The sequence below is a fragment of the Klebsiella sp. GL120222-02 genome (assembly GCF_003097195.1).
Taxonomy (GTDB): domain Bacteria; phylum Pseudomonadota; class Gammaproteobacteria; order Enterobacterales; family Enterobacteriaceae; genus Klebsiella; species Klebsiella variicola.
Genome location: NZ_QEQO01000003.1, coordinates 52,896 through 74,371, shown reverse-complemented (window position 1 = coordinate 74,371; position 21,476 = coordinate 52,896). Strand labels below are relative to the sequence as shown.

The 21,476-nt window shown below is 58.4% G+C and carries 20 protein-coding genes and 2 pseudogenes; 10 read left to right on the top strand and 12 right to left on the bottom strand.

Translation table 11 applies throughout. The features are described 5' to 3' along the window. Positions 1-162 precede the first annotated feature (162 nt). The 5 genes and pseudogenes from nrdF to N438_RS10195 all read right to left on the bottom strand — a co-directional run bounded on the left by nrdF (position 163) and on the right by N438_RS10195 (position 4,516). Positions 163-1,125, bottom strand: coding sequence for a class 1b ribonucleoside-diphosphate reductase subunit beta (nrdF, locus tag N438_RS10215; RefSeq protein WP_072122129.1), 963 nt, complete (start codon positions 1,123-1,125; stop codon positions 163-165). A gap of 10 nt (positions 1,126-1,135) precedes the next feature. Next, entirely contained in the window at positions 1,136-3,277 is a 2,142-nt protein-coding gene (gene nrdE / locus N438_RS10210; RefSeq protein ID WP_116696271.1) for a class 1b ribonucleoside-diphosphate reductase subunit alpha, read from the bottom strand. Continuing rightward, positions 3,250-3,660: a class Ib ribonucleoside-diphosphate reductase assembly flavoprotein NrdI gene (gene nrdI, locus N438_RS10205; RefSeq protein WP_008806136.1), complete on the bottom strand. Its 411-nt coding sequence runs from the start codon at positions 3,658-3,660 to the stop codon at positions 3,250-3,252. Before nrdI ends, nrdE begins: the two co-directional genes overlap by 28 nt. Then, positions 3,657-3,902: a glutaredoxin-like protein NrdH gene (gene nrdH, locus N438_RS10200; protein WP_012540796.1), complete on the bottom strand. Its 246-nt coding sequence runs from the start codon at positions 3,900-3,902 to the stop codon at positions 3,657-3,659. Before nrdH ends, nrdI begins: the two co-directional genes overlap by 4 nt. 183 nt (positions 3,903-4,085) lie before the next feature. Continuing rightward, positions 4,086-4,516, bottom strand: a pseudogene (locus N438_RS10195) (carboxymuconolactone decarboxylase family protein). Positions 4,517-4,604: 88 nt separating this feature from the next. Here N438_RS10195 and N438_RS10190 point away from each other — a divergent pair. Further along, complete coding sequence (locus N438_RS10190; protein WP_022065773.1) at positions 4,605-5,966, top strand: PLP-dependent aminotransferase family protein; 1,362 nt, start codon at positions 4,605-4,607, stop codon at positions 5,964-5,966. 118 nt (positions 5,967-6,084) lie between these two features. On the opposite strand, the gene N438_RS10185 is transcribed toward N438_RS10190, so the two are convergent. Beyond that, entirely contained in the window at positions 6,085-6,432 is a 348-nt protein-coding gene (locus N438_RS10185; protein ID WP_002914293.1) for a DUF883 domain-containing protein, read from the bottom strand. Positions 6,433-6,581: 149 nt separating this feature from the next. Between N438_RS10185 and N438_RS10180 the strand changes: the two genes are divergently transcribed. Then, positions 6,582-6,944, top strand: a complete 363-nt coding sequence (locus N438_RS10180; RefSeq protein ID WP_008806132.1) for a DUF2002 family protein — start codon at positions 6,582-6,584, stop codon at positions 6,942-6,944. Positions 6,945-7,019: 75 nt separating this feature from the next. Here N438_RS10180 and alaE read toward each other — a convergent pair whose 3' ends face one another. Further along, the gene (gene alaE, locus N438_RS10175) at positions 7,020-7,469 is read right to left on the bottom strand and encodes an L-alanine exporter AlaE (RefSeq protein ID WP_008806131.1); all 450 of its coding nucleotides are present in this window, start codon (positions 7,467-7,469) and stop codon (positions 7,020-7,022) included. Between the two features lie 728 nt (positions 7,470-8,197). Between alaE and stpA the strand changes: the two genes are divergently transcribed. After that, positions 8,198-8,599 (top strand): DNA-binding protein StpA, encoded by a 402-nt coding sequence (gene stpA / locus N438_RS10165; protein WP_040975977.1) that lies wholly within the window; start codon positions 8,198-8,200, stop codon positions 8,597-8,599. Positions 8,600-8,677: 78 nt separating this feature from the next. Here the strand turns inward: stpA and N438_RS10160 are convergent, their stop codons facing one another. Beyond that, complete coding sequence (locus tag N438_RS10160; RefSeq protein ID WP_012540801.1) at positions 8,678-8,857, bottom strand: hypothetical protein; 180 nt, start codon at positions 8,855-8,857, stop codon at positions 8,678-8,680. 205 nt (positions 8,858-9,062) lie between these two features. On the opposite strand from N438_RS10160, the gene lpxO reads away from it, so the two are divergent. Further along, positions 9,063-9,965, top strand: a complete 903-nt coding sequence (lpxO, locus tag N438_RS10155; RefSeq protein ID WP_012967381.1) for a lipid A hydroxylase LpxO — start codon at positions 9,063-9,065, stop codon at positions 9,963-9,965. Here lpxO and N438_RS10150 read toward each other — a convergent pair. From N438_RS10150 to N438_RS10140, 3 genes and pseudogenes are all read right to left on the bottom strand, one after another. After that, positions 9,946-10,492: pseudogene (locus N438_RS10150) on the bottom strand (rhodanese family protein). The gene lpxO and the pseudogene N438_RS10150 overlap by 20 nt on opposite strands. A 7-nt stretch (positions 10,493-10,499) precedes the next feature. Further along, complete coding sequence (locus N438_RS10145) at positions 10,500-10,799, bottom strand: metalloregulator ArsR/SmtB family transcription factor (RefSeq protein ID WP_012540804.1); 300 nt, start codon at positions 10,797-10,799, stop codon at positions 10,500-10,502. Between the two features lie 76 nt (positions 10,800-10,875). Continuing rightward, positions 10,876-11,481 carry an NAD(P)H-dependent oxidoreductase gene (locus tag N438_RS10140; RefSeq protein ID WP_012540805.1) on the bottom strand — a complete coding sequence of 202 codons (606 nt, stop codon included), beginning with the start codon at positions 11,479-11,481 and terminating at the stop codon, positions 10,876-10,878. A gap of 103 nt (positions 11,482-11,584) precedes the next feature. On the opposite strand from N438_RS10140, the gene N438_RS10135 reads away from it, so the two are divergent. After that, positions 11,585-12,502 carry a LysR family transcriptional regulator gene (locus N438_RS10135; protein WP_023323161.1) on the top strand — a complete coding sequence of 306 codons (918 nt, stop codon included), beginning with the start codon at positions 11,585-11,587 and terminating at the stop codon, positions 12,500-12,502. Between the two features lie 59 nt (positions 12,503-12,561). Beyond that, complete coding sequence (locus N438_RS10130) at positions 12,562-13,158, top strand: undecaprenyl-diphosphatase (protein WP_044613620.1); 597 nt, start codon at positions 12,562-12,564, stop codon at positions 13,156-13,158. A 2-nt stretch (positions 13,159-13,160) separates the two neighbouring features. Here the strand turns inward: N438_RS10130 and N438_RS10125 are convergent, their stop codons facing one another. Then, the gene (locus N438_RS10125) at positions 13,161-14,948 is read right to left on the bottom strand and encodes a sigma-54-dependent Fis family transcriptional regulator (RefSeq protein WP_012967383.1); all 1,788 of its coding nucleotides are present in this window, start codon (positions 14,946-14,948) and stop codon (positions 13,161-13,163) included. 263 nt (positions 14,949-15,211) lie between these two features. Between N438_RS10125 and N438_RS10120 the strand changes: the two genes are divergently transcribed. From N438_RS10120 to N438_RS10105, 4 genes are all read left to right on the top strand, one after another. After that, positions 15,212-16,732 carry an aldehyde dehydrogenase family protein gene (locus N438_RS10120; protein WP_008806123.1) on the top strand — a complete coding sequence of 507 codons (1,521 nt, stop codon included), beginning with the start codon at positions 15,212-15,214 and terminating at the stop codon, positions 16,730-16,732. Positions 16,733-17,433: 701 nt separating this feature from the next. Beyond that, entirely contained in the window at positions 17,434-18,027 is a 594-nt protein-coding gene (locus N438_RS10115) for a fimbrial protein (RefSeq protein ID WP_008806122.1), read from the top strand. 194 nt (positions 18,028-18,221) lie between these two features. Then, complete coding sequence (locus N438_RS10110) at positions 18,222-18,884, top strand: molecular chaperone (RefSeq protein WP_116696270.1); 663 nt, start codon at positions 18,222-18,224, stop codon at positions 18,882-18,884. Positions 18,885-18,962: 78 nt separating this feature from the next. Next, positions 18,963-21,476: a fimbria/pilus outer membrane usher protein gene (locus N438_RS10105; protein WP_023340638.1), complete on the top strand. Its 2,514-nt coding sequence runs from the start codon at positions 18,963-18,965 to the stop codon at positions 21,474-21,476.

Sequence of the window (21,476 nt, the reverse complement as noted above, 5' to 3'; positions counted from 1 at the left end):
TTGATTATCTCTGGATAATTCGACTGAAATGGACCAGTTTTCTGTTAAATATGACGGAGTGATGACGGTTATGCGATGGAGAGAATATTTGGCAGATGAACCCACTTTTCTGCGAAATAGATCACCAGGAACCAGCCCGCCATATTCCTGGTGAAAGTATGGTTAAAAGTCCCAATCGTCGTCGGCGGTTTCTTCCGTTTTGCCTATCACGTACGAGGAGCCGGAGCCGGAGAAAAAGTCGTGGTTTTCATCGGCGTTAGGCGACAGCGCGGCGAGGATCGCCGGGTTAACCGCTGCCATCTCCGCCGGAAACAGCGCTTCATAACCGAGGTTCATCAGCGCTTTGTTGGCGTTGTAGCACAGGAAAGCGCTGACGTCGTCAAACCAGCCGCTCTCGCCGTACAGTTCCCGACTGTAGGCCAGCTCGTTGTCGTAAAGATCCATCAGCAGATCGAGGGCGAAATTTTTCAGTTCTTCGCGCTTTCCGGGGCTGACGATCTCCAGTCCTTTCTGATACTTGTAGCCAATGTAATAGCCATGTACCGCTTCATCGCGAATGATCAGACGGATCAGATCCGCGGTATTGGTCAGTTTTCCCCGGCTGGAGAAGTGCATTGGCAGCCAGAAGCCGGAGTAGAAGAGAAAGGATTCGAGGAACACGCTGGCGATTTTTTTCTTCAGCGGCTCGTCGGCCTGATAGTAGCCCAGCATCAGTTGCGCCTTGCGCTGCAGGGGTTCGCAGCTTTCACTCCAGGCGAAGGCGGCATCCACCTCTTTGCTGTGGCACAGCGTGGAAAAAATGGAGCTGTAAGAGCGGGCATGAACCGCTTCCATAAAGCTGATGTTCGACAGCACCGCCTCCTCATGCGGGGTCAGCGCGTCCGCCATCAGCGCCGGCGCGCCGACCGTGTTCTGAATGGTGTCGAGCAGCGTCAGCCCGGTGAAGACGCGAATGGTCAACTGCTGCTCCGCCGCGCTGAGGGTTTGCCAGGCGGGAATGTCGTTCGATAGCGGCACTTTCTCCGGTAGCCAGAAGTTGCTGGTGAGACGATTCCAGACCTCAAGATCTTTGTCGTCATCAATGCAGTTCCAGTTGATAGCGCTGATGCGCGTTAAATGGGTCATCCTGTTCTCCTTACAGTGCGCAGGACACGCAGCCTTCAATTTCAGTGCCTTCCAGCGCCAGCTGGCGCAGACGGATGTAGTAGAGGGTCTTAATGCCTTTCTTCCAGGCGTAGATTTGCGCCTTGTTGATATCGCGGGTGGTGGCGGTATCCGGGAAGAACAGCGTCAACGACAGCCCCTGATCGACGTGGCGCGTCGCCTCGGCGTAGGTGTCAATGATCTTCTGGGGCCCTATCTCGTACGCATCCTGATAAAGGGCCAGATTGTCGTTATTCATAAACGGCGCGGGGTAGTACACCCGCCCGGTCTTCCCCTCTTTGCGGATCTCAATCTTCGAGACGATCGGATGAATGCTGGAGGTGGCATGGTTGATGTACGAGATCGACCCGGTGGGCGGCACCGCCTGCAGATAACGGTTATAGATGCCATAGCGCATGACATCGTCGCGCAGCTGGCGCCAGCTTTCCCGGTCGGGCAGGGGGATACCGGCGCGGGCGAACAGTGCGCGCACCCGTTCGGTTTTCGGCTGCCACTCCTCCTGCAGATATTTGTCGAAGTACGCCCCGCTGGCGTAGCGTGACTGTTCGAAGCCAGCGAAGCGCTGGCCGCGCTCGCGGGCCAGCAGCATCGAGGTGTGCAGGGCATGCCAGGTCACGGTGTAAAAATAGATATTGGTGAAGTCCAGCCCCTCCGGACTGCCGTAGGCAATCCCTTCTCGCGCCAGGTAGCCGTGCAGATTCATCTGCCCCAGGCCGATGGCGTGGGAGGCCGCATTGCCGGCCGCCACCGAGGGAACCGACTGTATGTCGCTCATATCGGATACCGCGGTCAGGGCGCGCACCGCGGTGGCGATAGTGCGGGCAAAATCCGGCGAGTCCATGGTATGGGCGATGTTCAGCGAGCCGAGGTTGCAGGAGATATCCTCGCCGATATGGGCGTAACTGAGGTTCTCATCATAGGTGGATGGCGTACTGACCTGCAGAATTTCCGAACACAGATTGCTCATGGTGATCCGTCCGGCCACCGGATTGGCGCGATTGACGGTATCTTCAAACATGATGTACGGATAGCCGGACTCAAACTGGATCTCCGCCAGGCGCTGGAAAAGGTCGCGGGCGCGGATCCAGCGCTTGCGGACCCGTTCGTCGGCCACCAGCTGCGGATAGATATCGCCGATGGCGCAGTCGGCGAAGGGTTTACCGTACAGCCGCTCGACGTCATACGGCGAGAACAGGGCCATCTGCGCGTCTTCTTTTGCCAGCTGGAAGGTGATATCGGGGATCACCACTCCCAGCGACAAAGTTTTGATGCGGATTTTCTCATCGGCATTCTCACGCCGGGTATCGAGGAAGCGCAAAATATCGGGATGGTGCGCATGCAGCCAGACCGCTCCCGCCCCCTGGCGGGCGCCAAGCTGGTTGGCATAGGAGAAGGCGTCCTCCAGCATCTTCATCACCGGCACCACCCCGGAGGACTGGTTTTCGATACGCTTGATCGGCGCCCCGGCCTCGCGCAGGTTGGAGAGTAAAAAGGCCACGCCGCCGCCGCGCTTCGACAGCTGCAGCGCCGAGTTAACCGCCCGGCCGATGGATTCCATATTATCTTCAATGCGCAGCAGGAAGCAGGAGATCAGCTCCCCGCGCTGCTGTTTGCCGGCGTTGAGGAAGGTGGGGGTCGCGGGCTGGAAGCGGCCGCTGAGCATCTCTTCCATTAGCTGCCGCGCCTGCTGGTCATCCCCCTGGGCCAGCGTCAGCGCCACCATTACGCAGCGATCGGCAAAATCCTCGAGGTAGTGCTTGCCGTCAAAGGTCTTCAGCGCGTAGCTGGTATAGAACTTCCAGGCGCCGAGGAAGGTCTGAAAGCGAAATGCGGCGCGCCGGGCATGGGCGAACAACGCCAGCACAAACCCGCGGTCATAGCCGGCCAGCACCTGCGGATCGTAATAACCTTCGCGGACGAGCCAGGTGAGTTTATCCTCCTGGCTGGCAAAGGTGAGGGTGTTGGGCCGGACCTGGGCGGTCATAAAGGCCTCCACCGCCTGGCGATCTTTCTCAAACGGGATGCGACCCTCGCTGTCGTACAAATTCAGCATCGCGTTGAGGGCGTGAAAATCCGCCGCGGCGGTTATACGTTCTGCGGTTGTCGTTGCCAAAATTCGCTGACTCCTTTACGCACGTTGTCGATATCGTCGGGGGTTCCCATCAGCTCGAAGCGGTAGAGATAGGGCACGGCGCATTTTTGCGCGATGACCTCCCCGGCACGCCCCCAGGCGTCGCCAAAGTTGCGATTGCCAGCGGCAATCACCCCGCGGATCAGCTGGCGGTTATGCACGTCGTTTAAAAAGCGGATCGCCTGACGCGGTACCGCGCCGGCCGTACCGCCGCCGCCATAGCTGGGAACGATGAGAATATAGGGTTCGTCTACCTGGAGATGTTCGCGCTCGTTCAGCGGAATGCGCACCGCCGGCAGCCCCAGGCGCTGCACAAAGCGATGGGTATTCTCCGAACGGCTGGAGAAGTAGACGATGAGGCTCATGCGCTGGCCGCCGTGACGGAGGGGCGCAGGCGATTGATCATATCCGGGCGGAAGCCGCTCCAGCGTAGCTCACCGGCGATCACCACCGGCAGCTGGCGAAATCCCTGCTCGCGCAGGGTGTCAGCTGCATCCGGCTGCTGGTCGACGTTCACCATTTCAAAGGCCAGTCCTCGGCTCTCCATGGCTCGCCGTGTGGCATGGCACTGCACGCAGTCATTTCGAGTGTAAATAATAATGCGCATGATTCGTATTTCCATTTAAGATAACAGCACGGCGCTAAACGCAGCGTCGAACGTTGTGGGTCATTCGATAAGGAAATACTAGATGTAGTTGTTTGAAAGTTCAACCACTCAATATATAGCGTTTTTAGCAAGGAAATCCCCCGCCGGGACAATTCGGCGGAGGAGGGGGAAGGCTGTGCGGAACTACAGACGCATGGCGACGGCGAGTCGGTTGAAAGCGTTCATCAGGCTGATGGCTAAGGTCAGATCGCTTATCTGACGCGGGGTAAAATGTTCGCGCAGCGGCAGGTAAACGTCATCTTCCGCATGGCTGGCGGCAATGTCGGTGACCGACTCGGCCCACGCCAGCGCTGCGCGTTCGCCAGGTGTGAAGTGGGCGCTTACCCGCCAGCCCGCAGGGCATCCAGTTTGCTTTGCGCCATACCGCCCTTGCGCAGCGCCTGGCTGTGCTTCTCAAGGCAGAAGGCGCAGCCGTTGATCTGCGAGACGCGTAAATAAACCAGCTCTACCAGGGCGCTGCCCAGCTCGCTTTTCTCCAGCGCGATGCTGGCCTGTACCAGCCCTTTATAGACTTCCGGGCTCAGTTCACTGAATGGCTGACGTAATTGGCTCATGGTGTTCTCCTCTCTAAGACGGCAGCCAAAATAGCACTATAATGGACTGCAAAAGATAGCCATATTGTGATGAAAAAAGCAGACCATAATGGAAGCGATCCACCTCCCTCTTTATCAGCGTATTGCCCGCCAGCTGAAATCGGCAATTGAACGGGGCGAACTGACCCCGGGCAGCCGTCTGCCCGCCAGCCGGGTGTTTGCCCAGGAGCAGGGTGTCTCCCGGGCGACTATCGAAAACGCCTGGGGTGAACTGGTCGCCCAGGGGTGGCTTGAGCGGCGTGGGCAGGCGGGGACCTTTGTCAGCGAGCGGCTCAGTCCGCGCCAGCTGGCGCCGGTAACGCCAGCGCAATCAGCCGCCTCGACGGACCCGTTGCCCTTTCAGATGGGGCTGCCGGCGCTGGATCTCTTTCCGCGCGGGCTGTGGGCGCGAGTGATGGGTCGTCGGCTGCGGACGCAGTCGCGGTTCGACCTTGCCCCCGGCGATCCCGGCGGCGACCCGCTTCTGCGCCAGGCTATCGTGGAGTATCTGCGCCTGTCGCGCAGTATTGACTGCCAGCCGGAGCAGGTGCTGATTACCGGCAACTATGCTACCTCCATGGATCTTATCCTGCGTACGCTGGCGCAGCCGGGGCAGCATATGTGGATGGAGGATCCGGGGTATCCCTTTATCCGCCCGGTCGTTGAGGCCAGGCAGCTGGTGGTGGATGCGATCCCGGTGGACGACGAAGGAATGGATGTTGGCTGGGGCTTGCGGCATCACCCTCAAGCGCGGTTTGCCCTGCTCACCCCGGCACACCAGAGCCCGCTGGGGGTCGCGCTGTCGCTGCCCCGGCGTCGCCAGCTGCTGGCGTGGGCGACAGCGCGCGACGCGTGGATTATTGAGGACGATTACGATAGTGAGTTTCGCTATCACGGCAAACCGCTGCCGCCAGTGAAAAGCCTCGATGCGCCGCAGCGGGTTATCTACGCCGGCACTTTCAGTAAGTCGATGTTTCCGGCGCTGCGCACCGCCTGGCTTGTGGTGCCGACCCCGCTGGCGGCGCGTTTTCATCAGACGGCGGAGCGCCAGCCCTGCACCGTTCCTACTCTGTGGCAGCAGACGCTGGCGGATTTTATCCAGCAGGGACATTTCTGGCGTCATCTGAAAAAAATGCGCGCCAGCTATAGCCAGCGCCGACAGTGGCTGGAGTCGGCCCTGCAGGCGCAGGGCTTTCAGGTCACGCCGCAGCAGGGGGGCATTCAGCTGGTCATGCCGGTCAGCGGCAACGATCGCCTGCTGGCCCGGCAGGCGGTTGAGGCCGGGCTGGCGGTGCAGGCGCTGAGCGACTGGCGTCTTCGCCATGCAGGCGAGGGGGGATTACTGATGAGTTTTACCAATATTCGCTCAGCGGCGATGGCCGATGCGCTGGCCCGGCGGCTCAGAGAGGCGATCGCGAACGATGGCGCATAAAAAACCCCTGCGGCCAGAGGCGCGCAGGGGCTGACGCGTATTTGTTATCTTCATTAGATTCCGTGAAGCTCGCGGGCTTCCGCTCGCCAGGCGCGCGCGGAAGCTGACGCTGTCTCTATTATCGACGTAAATTGAGCAATACGCCAATAAATACCCCGACGGCGGCTGCGGCGCCGACGCTGTGCCAGGGTTTATTGCGCACATAGGTATCGGCGCAGCCCAGCGCATCACAGGCTGCCTGACGGGCATCCAGCGCCGCCTGCTGCACCCGGTTGTGACCATTGAGGCGGGCACGGGTCTCTTTCAGCAGCGACTGAGCTTTAACGCGCGCCGCTTCGGCTTCCTCTTTCGCGTCACTGCCCCACGATTTCAGCACCTCTTCCAGCGTATCCGCTAATTGACTGACATCGTTATGGATATCCTCAGCATTCTCGTCAAAATTGTTGCGGTTCACATGGTTAGCCATCGTTATCTCCCTTAATTCCATCGAGTGAGTAAGTGTAGGACAAGATTTTGAATTATGCTTACTGCTGTGGTTTCTGGAATATTCCGAAAGCACTGCGCTTAACGAATAAGGTAAGGTCAATGTGCGGTAAAAGATAACGAGGAATCAGTATGTATTTAAGACCCGATGAGGTGGCGCGTGTTCTTGAAAAAGCCGGCTTCACCATGGATGTTGTGACGCAAAAAGCGTACGGCTATCGCCGAGGCGATAATTATGTTTATGTGAACCGCGAAGCGCGCATGGGGCGGACAGCGTTAATTATTCATCCAGCGCTAAAAGAGCGTAGCAATATGTTGGCCGAACCGGCCTCAGATATCAAAACCTGCGACCATTATGAACAATTTCCGCTGTATTTAGCCGGAGATGCGCAGCAGCATTATGGTATTCCGCACGGATTTAGCTCACGGATGGCGCTTGAGCGTTTTCTGAATGGACTATTTGGCGAAGCCCAGCCGGCGATGTCGACAAATTAATACGACGGTTAAGACCGGGGCGGAGCAGGCTGGCGAGAGAGCGACTGGCAGGGCCAGTCGCTGGAATAGCGTCGGTCAGGCTTTCGCCTGCTGGTAGGGGGCCACGCGGAACAGGCGGCGGCAATAGTCGAGGAAGTAGCCGTAAGCAGCGCCCATCATCATCGATACCGCCAGGTTTGAGCTCACTGCAGCGACAATCTGGTGCCAGTCTGCACCTACGCTCCACAATATTGCGACATACACTGGCGACTGGAAAGTGACGTAGGCCAGCACGTCGGCCATATTTTTCATCCAGCCTGCCGGGCTAATGCGCCGGGCCTGACGCATCGCAAAGTCGCGATAAAAACCATAGGGCACGGCAATAATAATGTTGACCGGGATCGCCACCAGGCGCGACGATAACGACTGCTCAAACGTCATACCAGAGAGAAAAATTTCGATCATCATGTTGACGACGGTGCAGTAAACCACCATCGCAAAGGTGTCTGCAACCGCATGCCGCAAGCGGGAGTGCGCAGAGAACATCGGAGTGCTCCTCGAAAATGAAGTCAATAACGCCGAAAAATGCGCGTTGGTATAGCGTTTTTGGGCTGCCTGTTTTGATGTGCGTAGAGTATATCTCTGCATTAAAAGTGGCAACTAGCTATAAATTTTTATTTATTGCCTTTTTGTCGATAAAATACTCTGCGACAGTTGGTTTTCTGCCCGTTACGCTACTTTTATTGCTGGTTTTGTGAAATGTGTTTAATTTCAGTTGGTTACTTGACGTTTTTGCATGATATCTGACCAGGGAGGCGGCGTCTGACCGCCCGCTGTGGCGCAAAATCGCGTGAGCCTGTGATGAAGGTCTCGTTTAGATGTTTTTATGCCATTATGCCGGTTTTTGTGGTGAAAAATTCTAAAATGACGTGTGGCGTTTTATTCTGATTGGCTGGGTAACTATTCATTAGGCCGTGTGGAGAGGGCCTGCGCATCCGCCGACGATAAGAGGATAAACCGCTGACCATAAAGGTAATATCGCCTGCTGAATATATTTTCATATCTTACCATCCGCCGCTTTTATTTATTCATGGTCTTGTTGGCCTGCGCTGGCGAAAAAGAACCGGGGATTTGCCGATATAGGGCAGGCGGAAAAGGTTTACTCTTTGCATAATATATTTATCTGGACAACCGAAGGCTGGAAATAAATAAGTGTTTCCATTACACTTGCCGCGTTGTATCTTTTAATTGGTTATCTGGGATTTCTTAATTTTATGTCTTTAATGTTACACAAACTGAATAATATCCGTTCACTGCGTGCCCTGTCCCGTGAATTCTCCATTGACGTGCTTGAAGAGATGCTGGAAAAGCTCAGGATCGTCACTGAAGAAAAACGTACGCAACAGCAGCTGGCGGCGCAGCAGCAGGCGGAATATCAGGAAAAAGTGAATACCTGGCTTGAGCTGATGCGCGCCGACGGTATTTCTCCTGACGACCTCGTGGCCGATATTCAGCCGTCGATGGCGGTAGGGAAAAAGCGGCAACCGCGCCCGGCGAAATATCGTTATACCGATCATACTGGCGCAGAAAAAACCTGGACCGGTCAGGGAAGAATGCCGAAGCCGATTGCTCAGGCGGTTGCTCAGGGCAAATCGCTGGACAGTTTCCTCATTTAAAGCCGATCCGGCCGGTATCAGGACAGTGGGGGAGACCCGCCGTTCCGTCCGGCCTTATCACTCTCCGGGAGAGGGGCTTTAGCAGACGCCAAAGTCGCCCTCTTCCTGGTATGGCGTCACCTCTTCTGAGTTCAGCGTATAGCGCTCGCCCTGCTCTTGCGCGGCCTGAACCACCACCAGCTGTTCTCCCTGTACTTCAACCACTTTCAGTTTTGGTCCACCCGCACGCGGTTGTACCAGATCGCCGACAGAAAACATCATTCACTCCTCACGGTTAACATCCTGGATGAACCTCAACCATAGCTCAACGACTGGCCAGTGAACACTGGCTGTGCTGTTTTTTGTTAAAACAATTTGGGGGTATATGTATTAATGTTGTTAATGTTTTGCTGGCGCCATACCGCTGCTGAGAAGGGGGGACGGCGAGGGTAGGGTTACCATCAATCAGGTCAGGAAAGACACCATGAAGTATATCGTTCTATTGATCATTGTTATTGCTGTTCTGTATGTCCATTATCGCGGGCGGGTGCGCTATCGTTTCTGGCGACAGCTCTCCGATCATTCAACATTTACTGCTCCGCTGAATGGATTTATGTATTTATTTTCCCGCGTGCCGAATACGCCATATCTGCGCCCGGAGATGTTTCCCGAGCTGGCGATATTGCAGCAGAACTGGCAGGTAATTCGCGATGAAGGTCTCCACCTTCAGCAGCTGGAGCAGATTAAAGCGGCCGATAAATATAACGATGCCGGATTTAACTCATTTTTTAAAACCGGCTGGAAACGTTTTTATCTGAAATGGTATGAGGATGCCCATCCCTCCGCCAGCCAGCTCTGTCCACACACCACCGCGCTACTGCGCGATATCCCGTCGGTGAAAGCGGCCATGTTCGCCACCCTGCCAGACGGCAGCCGTCTGCCGCGCCACCGCGATCCCTACGCCGGTTCGCTGCGCTTTCATCTCGGCCTGGCGACGCCGAACGATGACCGCTGCTTTATCGAGGTGGATGGCCAGCGCTACAGCTGGCGCGATGGGGAAGGGGTGCTGTTTGATGAGACCTATATTCACTATGCGGAAAATACCAGCGGTGAGAATCGGCTGATTCTGTTCTGTGATATTGAACGGCCCATGCGCTACCGCTGGGCGCAGCAGGTGAACCACTGGCTGGGACGTCATCTGATGAGCGCCGCCTCGGCGCCCAATGATACCGGCGATCGCATTGGCGGGATTAACCGGGCGTTTCGCTATATCTACCAGATCCGCATTGTCGGCAAGCGGCTGAAAAAATGGAATAAGACGGTCTATTACATCGTTAAATGGCTGCTGTTCGGCGGCATTGCCTGGCTTATCTGGAGTGCGTTTTAACCCTCATGACGCCGGTTCCAGGGCATGATCGCCAGCAGACGCGCCATGCCGCAAAAGCCGGTCACCCCGGCGAAGGTGAGCCCGGCGCCGACCGCGCCGCTGAGCAGGAAGAAGCCGCTGCTCACGGTATAGCCCAGCAGTACACCGAGTAAAATCAGGACGCCAGCGGCAATTTGTACCTGGCGCATCAGCGGCAGCGGCTGGGATTTATCCTCCTCAACCGGGAACCCCGCGGCCCTCCAGCCCTGAATCCCCCCGGCCAGCAGGCTTGCCTGCGCCGGTGCGGCGGCGGCGGCCAGGCGAATCGCGTTATTCTGCGTCCGGGAACCCGCCTGGCAGTGAAAGATGACTGTCTCTCCGGCCCGGGCATTGAGGGTCGCACCGTTGGTCAGGCTGGCCAGCGGCACCAGTTCGGCATCGGGAATATGTTCGCGCGCGTATTCATCCGCATCACGGATATCAATCAGTCTGGCGCCCTGGGCAATCAGCGCCCGGGCTTCGGCCGGGGTTAAGGTAGCGATGGTCATAGGATCCTCACGGGCAATAGAGCGTTTTCAGCGTGTTGATCACCTGCTGTACCGCAGGGTGGGTGATGAAATAGTGGATACGCTGGGCATCGCGCTCGCTGTCGATCAGCCCCTCGTCACGCATCCGCGCAAGGTGCTGCGAGGTGGCGGAAGGGCTCAGGCCGGTAGCGCGCGATAGTTCACCGGCGCTGGCCCGCGGCGCATCGCACAGTATGCACAGGATCAGCAATCGGTGAGGATTGCTCATGGCTTTCATCAGCGCGGCGGCTTCTCCGGCGCGGGCCTGCAGGTCTTCAGGTGTGGTCATGTATTTTAGATTTTTCTAAATTTAGATAACTCTAAAATAAAAACATCCCCTGCGCCAGCATTTTTTTATCTGTGACTCAGGCCGGAACGGCGAGCTGGGCAATCTGCGCTCGCGCGCTGGCGATCCCTGCGTCGCGACCATGCGGACGATTGTCCAGCCCTTCGGCATAGATAAATTCCACCTCATGGATCCCCATCAGCCCCAGTACCGCGCGCAGATAGGGGGTGATGGCGTCGGTGGTCTCTCCCTGGTGAATACCGCCGCGGCTGCTGACGACCACCGCCCGAACGCCCTCGACCAGCCCCTGCGGCCAGCTGTCGGTGTAGCGAAAGGTTTCCCGCGCCCGCGCCACGAGGTCGAACCATTTCTTCAGGTCGGTCGGGACGTTGAGGTTATACATCGGCGCCCCGATCACCAGCAGATCGCTGGCTTTTAATTCGGCGATAAGCTGGTCGGAGAGCGCAACCGCCGCGCGGATGGCCGGCTGCGGATCCACTGCCCCGCGCAGGGCGGCGAACAGGGGGCGATCCAGCGTTGGCAGCGCCATGGCGCTGAGATCGTGTTCCGTGAGCCGATCGCGGTGTCCTGCTGCCCGGCGCGCCGCGAGAAATTCGTTAATCAGCTGATTGGTCAGGGATGTTTCGCCATTAATGCTGGATTTTAATACCAGAACGTTAGCCATGATGAGTGCCTCAAGTGAAGGGGAGAGGCAGAGACTAACACTGTCTTTTTTCTCTCTGGAGTGACATTATTTTCCTCTATTGTATCCCGTAAGGAACCAATCTGTGCGTGACGATCTGAACGCGATCCCGGTGTTTGTCACCGTGGTCGAGAGCGGTAACTTTGCCAGCGCGGCGGCGATCCTCCACGTGACGCGTTCGGCGGTGGGTAAAACCATTGCCCGGCTGGAAGCGCGCCTCGGCGTGGCGTTATTCCAGCGCACTACCCGTCGGCAACTGCTGACGGAAGAGGGGGAGCAATTTTACCACCAGTGCCGGGAAGCGCTGGCGCGCATCCGCGAGGCCGAAGAGGCGCTCCAGCGCGGGAAGGGCGAGGTGCAGGGGCGGCTGCGGATCTCGCTACCAGTGCTCTTTGGTCAGCGCTGCGTGGCGCCGCTGCTGTTCCGCCTGAGCCAGCGCTATCCGTTACTGAAGCTCGAGCTCCACTACAGCGACCGGCAGGTCAATCTGCTGGAGGAGGGGTTTGATCTTGCGGTGCGTATCGGAAACCTGGCCGATACCGGGTCGCTACGGGCGCGGGCGCTGGGGGAGCATGGCATGGTGCTGTGCGCGGCGGTAGAGTACCTGCGCCGCCAGCCGGCGCCGCAGACCATCGCCGGGCTGAGCGAGCACCGCACCCTCGGCTATCTGCACAACGGCCAACTGCAAAAATGGCAACTGTACGACCCGCAGCAGGGCGAAGTGCGCTTCAGTCCGCAGACGGGGCTGGTACAGGATGATTTTGCCGCCATCGCGGCGGCGGTGCAGCAGGGGATGGGCATCGCCTGGTTGCCGGACTGGCTGGTGGCGCAGGCGCTCGCCGACGGGACGCTGCAGCAGGTGCTGGCGCCCAGCGCTCAGGTGCGTTTCGCTATCCACGCGGTGTGGCCGGAGGGGCCGTGGCTGCCGCAAAAAACGCGGGTGGCGATCGATGCCCTGCGGGAAGGACTGCGCCTTGCTAAAAGCACACCGCCCAGCGGTTAAGGGTATCTTAAGGCGACCGGGCGATAATGACAGAAAGATGACGACTGAGAGCTATCGCCATGAACGCCCTGGAAACCCTGAATCAATCTGTTTTTTTCGCGCTTAACGCGCAGCCTGGCGCCGCGGAGGGCCTGCTGTCGCTGGCCCGTTTTTGCGCCAGCGGCATCGTGTTTATGATGCCGGCGATCGCGCTCGGCCTGTGGTTTCTCGGTGGTCGTGAGGGACACCGCCAGGCGCTGTTTATGACCCTGGCCGTGATGATTTCCCTCGGGCTGGGGATGGTGTGCGGGACGCTCTGGTTTCATCCGCGGCCGTTTATGATCCCCCTCGGCCATAACTGGATAAGTCATCCGGCGGATAACAGCTTCCCCAGCGATCACGCTACGGTGATGTTCAGCGCCGCGTTTGCGCTGCTGTCGCTGCGCCTGCGGGCGCCTGGTCTGCTGATGCTGCTGGCTGCGCTGCCGGTGGCCTGGTCGCGGATCTATCTTGGGGTGCATTTTCCGCTGGATATGGTGGGCGCAGCCCTGGTCTCCATTGGCGGGGTCATCGTGGCGAAGCGGGTCTGGCAGGCGGTCGGCCCACGGCTGGTGCTGCTGTGCGAGGCCGTCAGCCGGCGGATGTTCTCCTGGCTGCCGGCGCGCTTTACGCCATAGCCTCAGCGACGAGGCCGTCCGGTACGGGCGGCGCGGCGGTATAGCGTGCTGCGGGCGATACCCAGTATCTGTGCCGCCCGGCTGACGTTGCCGTTAACGCTGGCCAGGGTATCGACAATCAACTGCTCGTCATGGGCCTGCAATCCTCCGCGCGGCAGCGGCGCAGGCGCGGTGCGATACGCCTCCGGCAGCGCGTCGGGCGTCAGCGTGTCGCCCTCATCGGCCAGAGCCAGCATCACCTTCAGGACGCTCTGCAGCTGGCGCACGTTTCCCGGCCACGGCAGCTGGCTGAGGTGGCTCAGCAGCGCGCCTGACAGCGTCACCCGGCGTGAAACACCGCCCAGGTCGCGCCACAGCGTGGCGATAAAGGTTTCCAGCGCCGGCCACTCGCGCAGCGGGGGCAGCGCCAGGGCATACTCCCGCAGGCGCCACAGCAGATCTTCACGGAATTCGCCGGCGCTGACCCGTTGCGTCAGATTGCGGTGGGTGGCGCAGATCAAGGCGAAATTCACCGGCACGCTGCGGCTGGCGCCCAGCGGGGCCACCTCTTTTTCCTGCAACACCCGCAGGAGCCGCGTCTGCAGCGCCAGCGGCATATCGCCGATCTCATCGAGAAACAGTACCCCGCCCTCAGCCTCGCGGATTTTACCGATATAGCCGTTTTTGCTGGCGCCGGTAAATGCCCCCGGCTGGTAGCCGAAGAGCTCGGATTCGATCAGCGATTCCGGGATGGCCGCGCAGTTGATGGCGACAAATTTGCCACTGCGCCAGCGGCTGTGCTGATGCAGCGTACGGCTGACATACTCCTTGCCGCTGCCGGTTTCTCCCTCAATGCATAGCGCAATGCCGGCGTTGAGCAGCCGCAGCAGCTTTTCGCCTTCGCGCGGGCTGGTGAAAGGGAGATGCATGACCGGCGGGGCGCTTACCGCCACCCGGCGGCGGGTGGGCTCCCGCAGGCGATAGTGATAGCGGCCCTGCGGGGTGGTCAGCGGCAGCGGGACGCTGACCGCCGTTTGCGCCAGCGTCGGAAAAAGCGACGCAAAGGTGAGCTGGCCAAACTGCGCCGCGCTCAGGCCGAACTCGCGCATCGCCAGTCGGTTGCCGGCGGTGAGGACGTTGTCAGAAAAGACCAGCAGCAGCTCCTCGACGCTGTCGAGCTTGTCCACCTGCCGGTGCAGGCTCATCAGCCACTGCTCCGGATGCAGGCTCTGTTTCACCCACAGATACTCAATCTGCTTTGCCGCCGCCTTCACCCAGCCGAAGGTATGCTGGTGGGGAAAATCCGCCGGGCCGGAGATATCCAGCACCCCGGCAATACTTCCGTCCGGCCGCTGGAGCGGCATCGCCGCACAGTACAGATTCTGATTGCGGGTAAGAAAATGCTGGCGGCCATCGATTTCGCAGCCGTCATCAATGACCAGCGCGGTGCCAATGGCGTTGGTCCCGCGCCCGCTTTCGCTCCACAGATTGCCGGGGGCCAGCGCCACGCGCTGAGCCTTCTGCATCGCCTGAGTATCGCCGACGGTGTGCAGCACCAGGCCACTGGGGTCGGAGAGGACCACCACCGACTGCAGGTCCGCCACCTGGCGCGACAGGGCATCCACCACCGGCTGCGCCAGCTGCTGCAGGCTGCGGTGGCTGGCGAGCCGGTCTGCCAGTTCCCCGGCGCGCAGACGGGGAAAATCCTCGGTAGCGGGATCCAGACCATAGCGCTGGCAGCGAGACCACGAGTCGCTGAGCAGGGGGTTAGCGTTAACCTCTGGTGCGAGAAGATAGGGATTACCTGGCACAGGGCACCTCAGGGTCGATGTTGCTGTGTTGCAATATTGTAGCCATTTGGTTTATTTGGTGTTGCGATTTGCAACACAGAAGTGGACATCTGTGCGACAGCGCCTGCCATCCTGGTAAATAAATAATCCTAACTCATTAATAAATAATATAAATTATTGGCAATAAAAAACTGGCATAACCCCTGCAAAGTGAGAAGCGTTCGGCGGCAAGTTTAAAAAATCAATATGCCGCTGCGTCTCAACCCTACAGAAGGAGATTTGCGATGCGTTATGCACATCCTGGCCAGCCCGGCGCCCTGGTTTCATTTAAATCCGCTTACGGCAACTTCATTGACGGTAAATTTGTCGAGCCGCTGAGCGGTGAATTCTTTATGAATACCTCCCCGGTCGACGGCAGCAACATTGCGCAGTTTCCCCGCTCGGACGCCAAAGACATTGAGTTCGCCCTCGATGCCGCTCACCGTGCGGCGCCGGCGTGGGGTAAAACGTCAGTGCAGCAGCGCTCCAGGCTGCTGCTACAGGTCGCCGATCGTATTGAACAGCACCTGGAGTATCTGGCCGTCGCGGAGAGCTGGGACAACGGGAAACCGATCCGCGAAACCCTGAATGCCGACCTGCCGCTGGCGGTGGACCATTTCCGCTACTTCGCCGGCTGCCTGCGCGCCCAGGAGGGAAGCACCGCCGAGATTGACGAAACGACGGTGGCCTATCATTTCCATGAACCGCTGGGGGTGGTCGGGCAGATTATCCCGTGGAACTTTCCGCTGCTGATGGCCGCGTGGAAGCTGGCCCCGGCCCTGGCGGCGGGTAACTGCGTGGTGCTCAAGCCGGCTGAACAGACGCCGCTGAGCATTACCCTGCTGCTGGAGCTGATCGGCGATCTGTTCCCGGCCGGGGTGCTTAACGTGGTACAGGGATTCGGCAAAGAGGCAGGCGAGGCGCTGGCCACCAGCAAGCGTATCGCCAAGCTGGCGTTCACTGGCTCCACGCCGGTCGGGCGGCATATTCTCGCCTGCGCGGCGGAAAATATTATCCCCTGCACTGTCGAGCTGGGGGGCAAATCGCCCAACATCTACTTCGCCGACGTAATGGAGGGAGAAGAGGAGTTTATTGAGAAGGCGGTGGAGGGACTGGTGCTTGGCTTCTTCAACCAGGGGGAGGTATGTACCTGCCCGTCGCGGGCGCTGATCCATGAATCCATCTATGAGCCCTTTATGGCGCGGGTCATGGAGAAGGTGGCGCAGATCCGCCGTGGTGACCCGTTAGATACCGACACCATGATCGGCGCGCAGGCTTCCCGCCAGCAGTTCGATAAGATCCTCTCCTACATTCAGATTGCGCGGGAAGAGGGTGGGCAAATTCTGACCGGCGGCGAGCGGGCGGCTATCGCGCCGGCGCTGGATAACGGTTTTTATATTCAGCCCACGCTGATTAAAGGCCGCAACGATATGCGCAGCTTCCAGGAGGAGATCTTTGGGCCCGTGATCGGGGTGACCACCTTTAAGGACGAAGCGGAAGCGCTGACCATCGCCAATGAGACCCAGTTTGGCCTTGGCGCCGGGGTCTGGACGCGGGATACCAACCTCGCCTATCGCATGGGCCGCGGGATTAAAGCCGGCCGCGTATGGACCAACTGCTATCATGTCTACCCGGCGCATGCGGCGTTCGGTGGCTATAAACAGTCTGGCGTTGGCCGGGAAACGCACAAGATGGCGCTGGATGCCTATCAGCAAACCAAAAATCTGCTGGTGAGCTACGGCACCGCCCCGCTGGGTCTGTTCTAAATACAACCCCGCGCTTCTGTTCCAACCTCTGTCCGCAATCCGTCCGGGTTGCGGATTTTTTTTAACTGCAAAATAACCCTGCTATTTAGCCGGTTTTATTGAGCGGCATGACCAACACATTCACACGGCTGATGTAATATCTTTCACTTGAAAATAAAAAGGGTTCCACAACAAGAAATTATGCGCAGTGAGGCGGACACTTGTGCTTCATTTATGTAGAAATGATGAATATTAATACCAGGAAAATTCCTAATTTTCCTGTGCTGTCGATCGGAAGCACAATAAAACAAGACAACTTTTTGAGTAATTATCTTTAAATTTGTTAATGGTTTTGATCTGTTGTTGTTTGAAAGTATTTTATTGCCGTTTGTATAGATATGTAAATTAACATTGAAAAGGCATTTCAAAAATAAATTTTATGCCTCTGATAATCATTAACTTATTCGTAACATTGTGCCGGGTTGCCTTTTGGTAGGTGCGGTAATATATTTATTTCGCACACCAAAATAACTTTTTTAGCTTCTGTTTTTTATTAATGGTCACCTTTTGACGGAATAAAGCAGAGCGAGAGGGCGTGTGCCTACTATCCTGCGGAAGGAACGCAATGAACATTTACAAGGAGGAACTGATGAGCAGCTTCGCGATAGCCAAGCGCTATTGCCGATGACTGTGCGATATATTCGTTAACGATGAGATAAATAATGAAAACCCAACTTCGTATTATGGCAATTCTCATGGGCGCGCTGGTTTCGGGCGCGGCAATTTCAGGCAATACGCAACCGGCAAGATCGACAATGACCGTTAACCCAGGCGCCAGCGCAGGCACTCAGGGTACCGGTGGGCAGGTAATTTTTAACGGCTCTATTACCGACAGCTCCTGCAACGTCGACAGCGGTTCAACCGGCCAGACCGTGGATCTGGGCAAATGGGCCAGCAGCTATTTTACCGGCACCGGCTCCGAAACCACCAAAACTCCCTTCCATATCAAAGTCAAAGATTGCCCGGCCAGCGTGGCCAAGGTTGCGGTGCTGTTTGACGGCGCGCGCGATCAGTCTGATACCACTCTGCTGGCCACCAATGGCGGCGCCACCGGCGTGGCGATCAAGCTGTATGAAGACGACCAGAACACGGCGGTCAGCCTCGGCAAAGTGTCCAAAGATCACCCGGTCGTCGCGGGCGCCACTGCCGGCACCGGCTCTGCTGACCTCGAGTTTTACGCCGACTATGTCTCTACCGGAGCCGTGGCGGCGGGCGATGCCAACGGTACGGCTAATTTCAATATGATTTATAACTAAGCATATTGCGCGTTATTCAGAGCCAGTCCATTGCGTCTGGATCCCTAGCAGTCTGTTGAAATATTAATGGCGAAGCAGTCGCGATATATATTCGTGACGGTATTGTTGTTCCTGCTAATTATCTCAATGGTGACTGGCTCTGTTATTCACAGCTTTATTTTATTGTCTGTTCAACCTTTACCTGATGGTTATTAATGATGAAGAAAATAATTGCCGTTGCGGCTTTTCTGCTGTGCTCCACGGCAGCGCAGGCCGGTATTGTCATGGGGGGAACCCGTGTGATTTATCAGGAAGGGAAGCGTGAAGCCGCTATTTCAGTCACCAATGCCGATACTCACACACCCTATCTGGTGCAGTCGTGGGTGGAAAATTACGCGGAAAATGACAAGAGCAAGGTGCCCTTTATTGTGACCCCACCGCTGTTCCGTCTCGATCCGGAGCAGAATAACGTTCTGCGTATTAACTTTATTGGCGCCTCGCTGCCCGGCGATCGTGAGTCGGTGTTTTGGCTGAACGTCAAAAGTATTTCTCCGACGCCGCAGGGCGAGGTGAATAAGCTGCAGGTCAATATTAAGTCGAAATTCAAAATTTTCTATTGCCCCAACGGTCTGGCGGGCGACCCGGCAAAAGCCTGGCAGCAGCTGAAGTTTACCCAGTCCGGCGGTCATCTGACGGTGGCAAACCCCACTCCCTATTTTGTCTCTTTTTACTCCGTCGCGGTGGGCGGGCAGAGCATCGATGAGCCAGGCATGGTGGCTCCGTTCGGCCAGAAAACGTGGCCGGTGAGCGGGCACGGCGCCGTCAAATGGCGGGCGATTAACGACTACGGTGGCGTCAGCGATTTCGCCCAGCAGTAATTCCCTTTTGTGATGACATGACCGGACGGCGCCAGCATGAAAAGAACAACAACAGCGAAGGTGCGGGAGTATGCCGCAATGCCAGTGACCGCAGGACGGGCGCTGGCGCTGGCGACAGTGCCGACGATGATGTTTTGTCTCAGCCCGCTGAACCGGGCGCTGGCCGACGACTATTTTGACCCGGCGGCGCTGGAGTTTGCCGACCCGCAGCAGCAAACCTCCGACCTGCACTACTTCGCCAAACCCGGCGGGCAGCAGCCGGGCACTTACTCTGTCACCGTGGTGGTTAACGATCAGGAGCTGGGTCAGGCTGATATTACGTTTGTTGACGATGGCGGGAAGCTGCAGCCGGTGCTGACGCCCGGTCAGCTGGCGGATTATGGGGTCAACGTCAGCGCCTTTCCCGCCTTTCAAACGCTGCATGAAGGAGAAACCTTCACCCGGATCGAGAAGTTTATTCCCGACGCCAGCAGTCGGTTCACCTTTGCTAACCAGCGCCTGACGCTGAGTATTCCCCAGGCGGCGATGAACGTGCAAAGCCGCGGCTATGTCGATCCCTCGCGCTGGGACGATGGCGTGCCGGCCGCGTTTGTCGATTACTATTTTTCCGGCGCGCAAATAAAGAACGCCGATGACGGGGAGAGCAGCCGCTCAAACTACCTCAATTTACGCAGCGGCGTGAACCTGGGCGCCTGGCGGCTGCGCAACGTCTCCTCAATGCAGTACGACCAGCAGCGCCGGCACTGGGATACCCAGAGCACCTGGCTGCAGCGCGACGTCCGCTCGCTGAAGAGCTTGCTGCGGATCGGCGATACCTACACCACCGGCGATGTGTTTGACAGCATCCCCTTTCGCGGCGTCCAGCTGATGTCTGACGATGAGATGCTTCCGGACAGCCAGCGCGGCTTTGCCCCCACCATCCGCGGCGTGGCGCACAGCAATGCCAAAGTGACCGTCTCTCAGCACGGGTATGTGATCTACGAAACCTTCGTGTCGCCGGGGGCATTTGCCATCAGCGATCTTTACCCCACCTCGCAGAGCGGCGATCTGGAGGTGAAGGTGACCGAGAGCAATGGTTCGGTGCGCACCTTTACTCAGCCCTATTCCGCAGTTCCTTTTATGCTGCGCGAAGGGCGCGGCAAATTCAGCCTTAGCGCCGGGCGCTACCATTCGGGGGCGGATACCGTCCGCTCGCCGGAATTCCTGCAGGGAACCCTGTTCTACGGTCTGTCGGCGGGATTTACTCTCTATGGCGGTACGCAACTGGCCCAGGACTATCAGTCCTGGGCGCTGGGCCTGGGGCGCGGTTTCGGCGAGTTCGGGTCGCTGGGAGGCGACGTGACCCAGGCCGTCACCCGCACGCCGTCGGGCAAGCGCTACGCGGGCCATTCGCTGCGCGCCCAGTATCAGAAAGATTTTGTCAGCTCGGGGACCTCATTCAGCCTCGCCAGCTACCGCTACTCCTCCAGCGGCTATTACGATTTTGCCGAAGCCAGCGCGCTGGAAAGCGCGCAGGGGCAGGTGGACAACCGGCGTCGCCGGGAAGAGCTGTCGGTGACACAAAGCCTTGGCGGCCTCGGCAGTCTGGCGATCTCCGCCTGGTCGCAGGATTACTGGCACCGGCAGAGCCGGGATGAGACGGTACACCTCGGGTTCTACAGCGCCTGGAAGGGGATCTCCTGGGGCGTGGGCTATTACTACACCCGCGCCAGCAATCAGGAAAAAAATGACCGTTCCTGGTCATTTAATATCAACATCCCGCTGGGCGGCCCGCTGTCCGACAGCGCGGTAAGCTATAACACCACCTCGGACAGCAATGGCTATACCTCGCAGCAGGTCTCGCTGTATGGCGCGGTGCCGACGCGGCCAAATCTGTTCTATTCGGTCCAGCAGGGCTATGGCAACCAGGGGCGAGGCAGCAACAGCAGCGTCGCGCTGGATTACCACGGCGGCTTCGGCAACGTCCAGCTCGGCTATCGTCATGACGCCGCCAGCAACCAGCTGACCTGGGGAGGCGCCGGCTCGGTGGTCGCGCATCCGCACGGCGTCACCTTCGGCCAGACGGTGGGCGAGAGCTTCGCCATCGTCCGCGCGCCGGGGGCCGCTGGGGTGGCGGTACAAAACGGCAACAATGTGCACACCGACTGGCGCGGCTATGCCGTGGTGCCATCCCTGACCGCCTATCGAAAAAATGTCATTACCCTCGACACAGAGTCGATGGCCGACGATACCGACGTCGATCAGGAGGGGCAGACCGTGATCCCCGGCGGCGGCGCGGTGGTGATGGCCAACTACCGGACCCACATTGGCAACCGGGTGCTGTTTACCCTGCGCAATGCCCAGGGGCCGTTGCCGTTTGGCGCCAGCGCGCGGCTGGTCACGGCGGAGGAGAGCGGCAATGCGCCGGGCGGCATGGTGGCTGACGGTGGGCAGGTGTACCTCAGCGGCGTGCCGCAGGAGGGGACCCTGGCGGTGAGCTGGGTCGTTAACAACCAGTCGCAGAGCTGCACGCTGCATTTTCAACTTCCGGATAACCCACAGCAGAGTCTGAATACGGTGAAAACCGTCTCCGGACTGTGCCAGACACGCTGA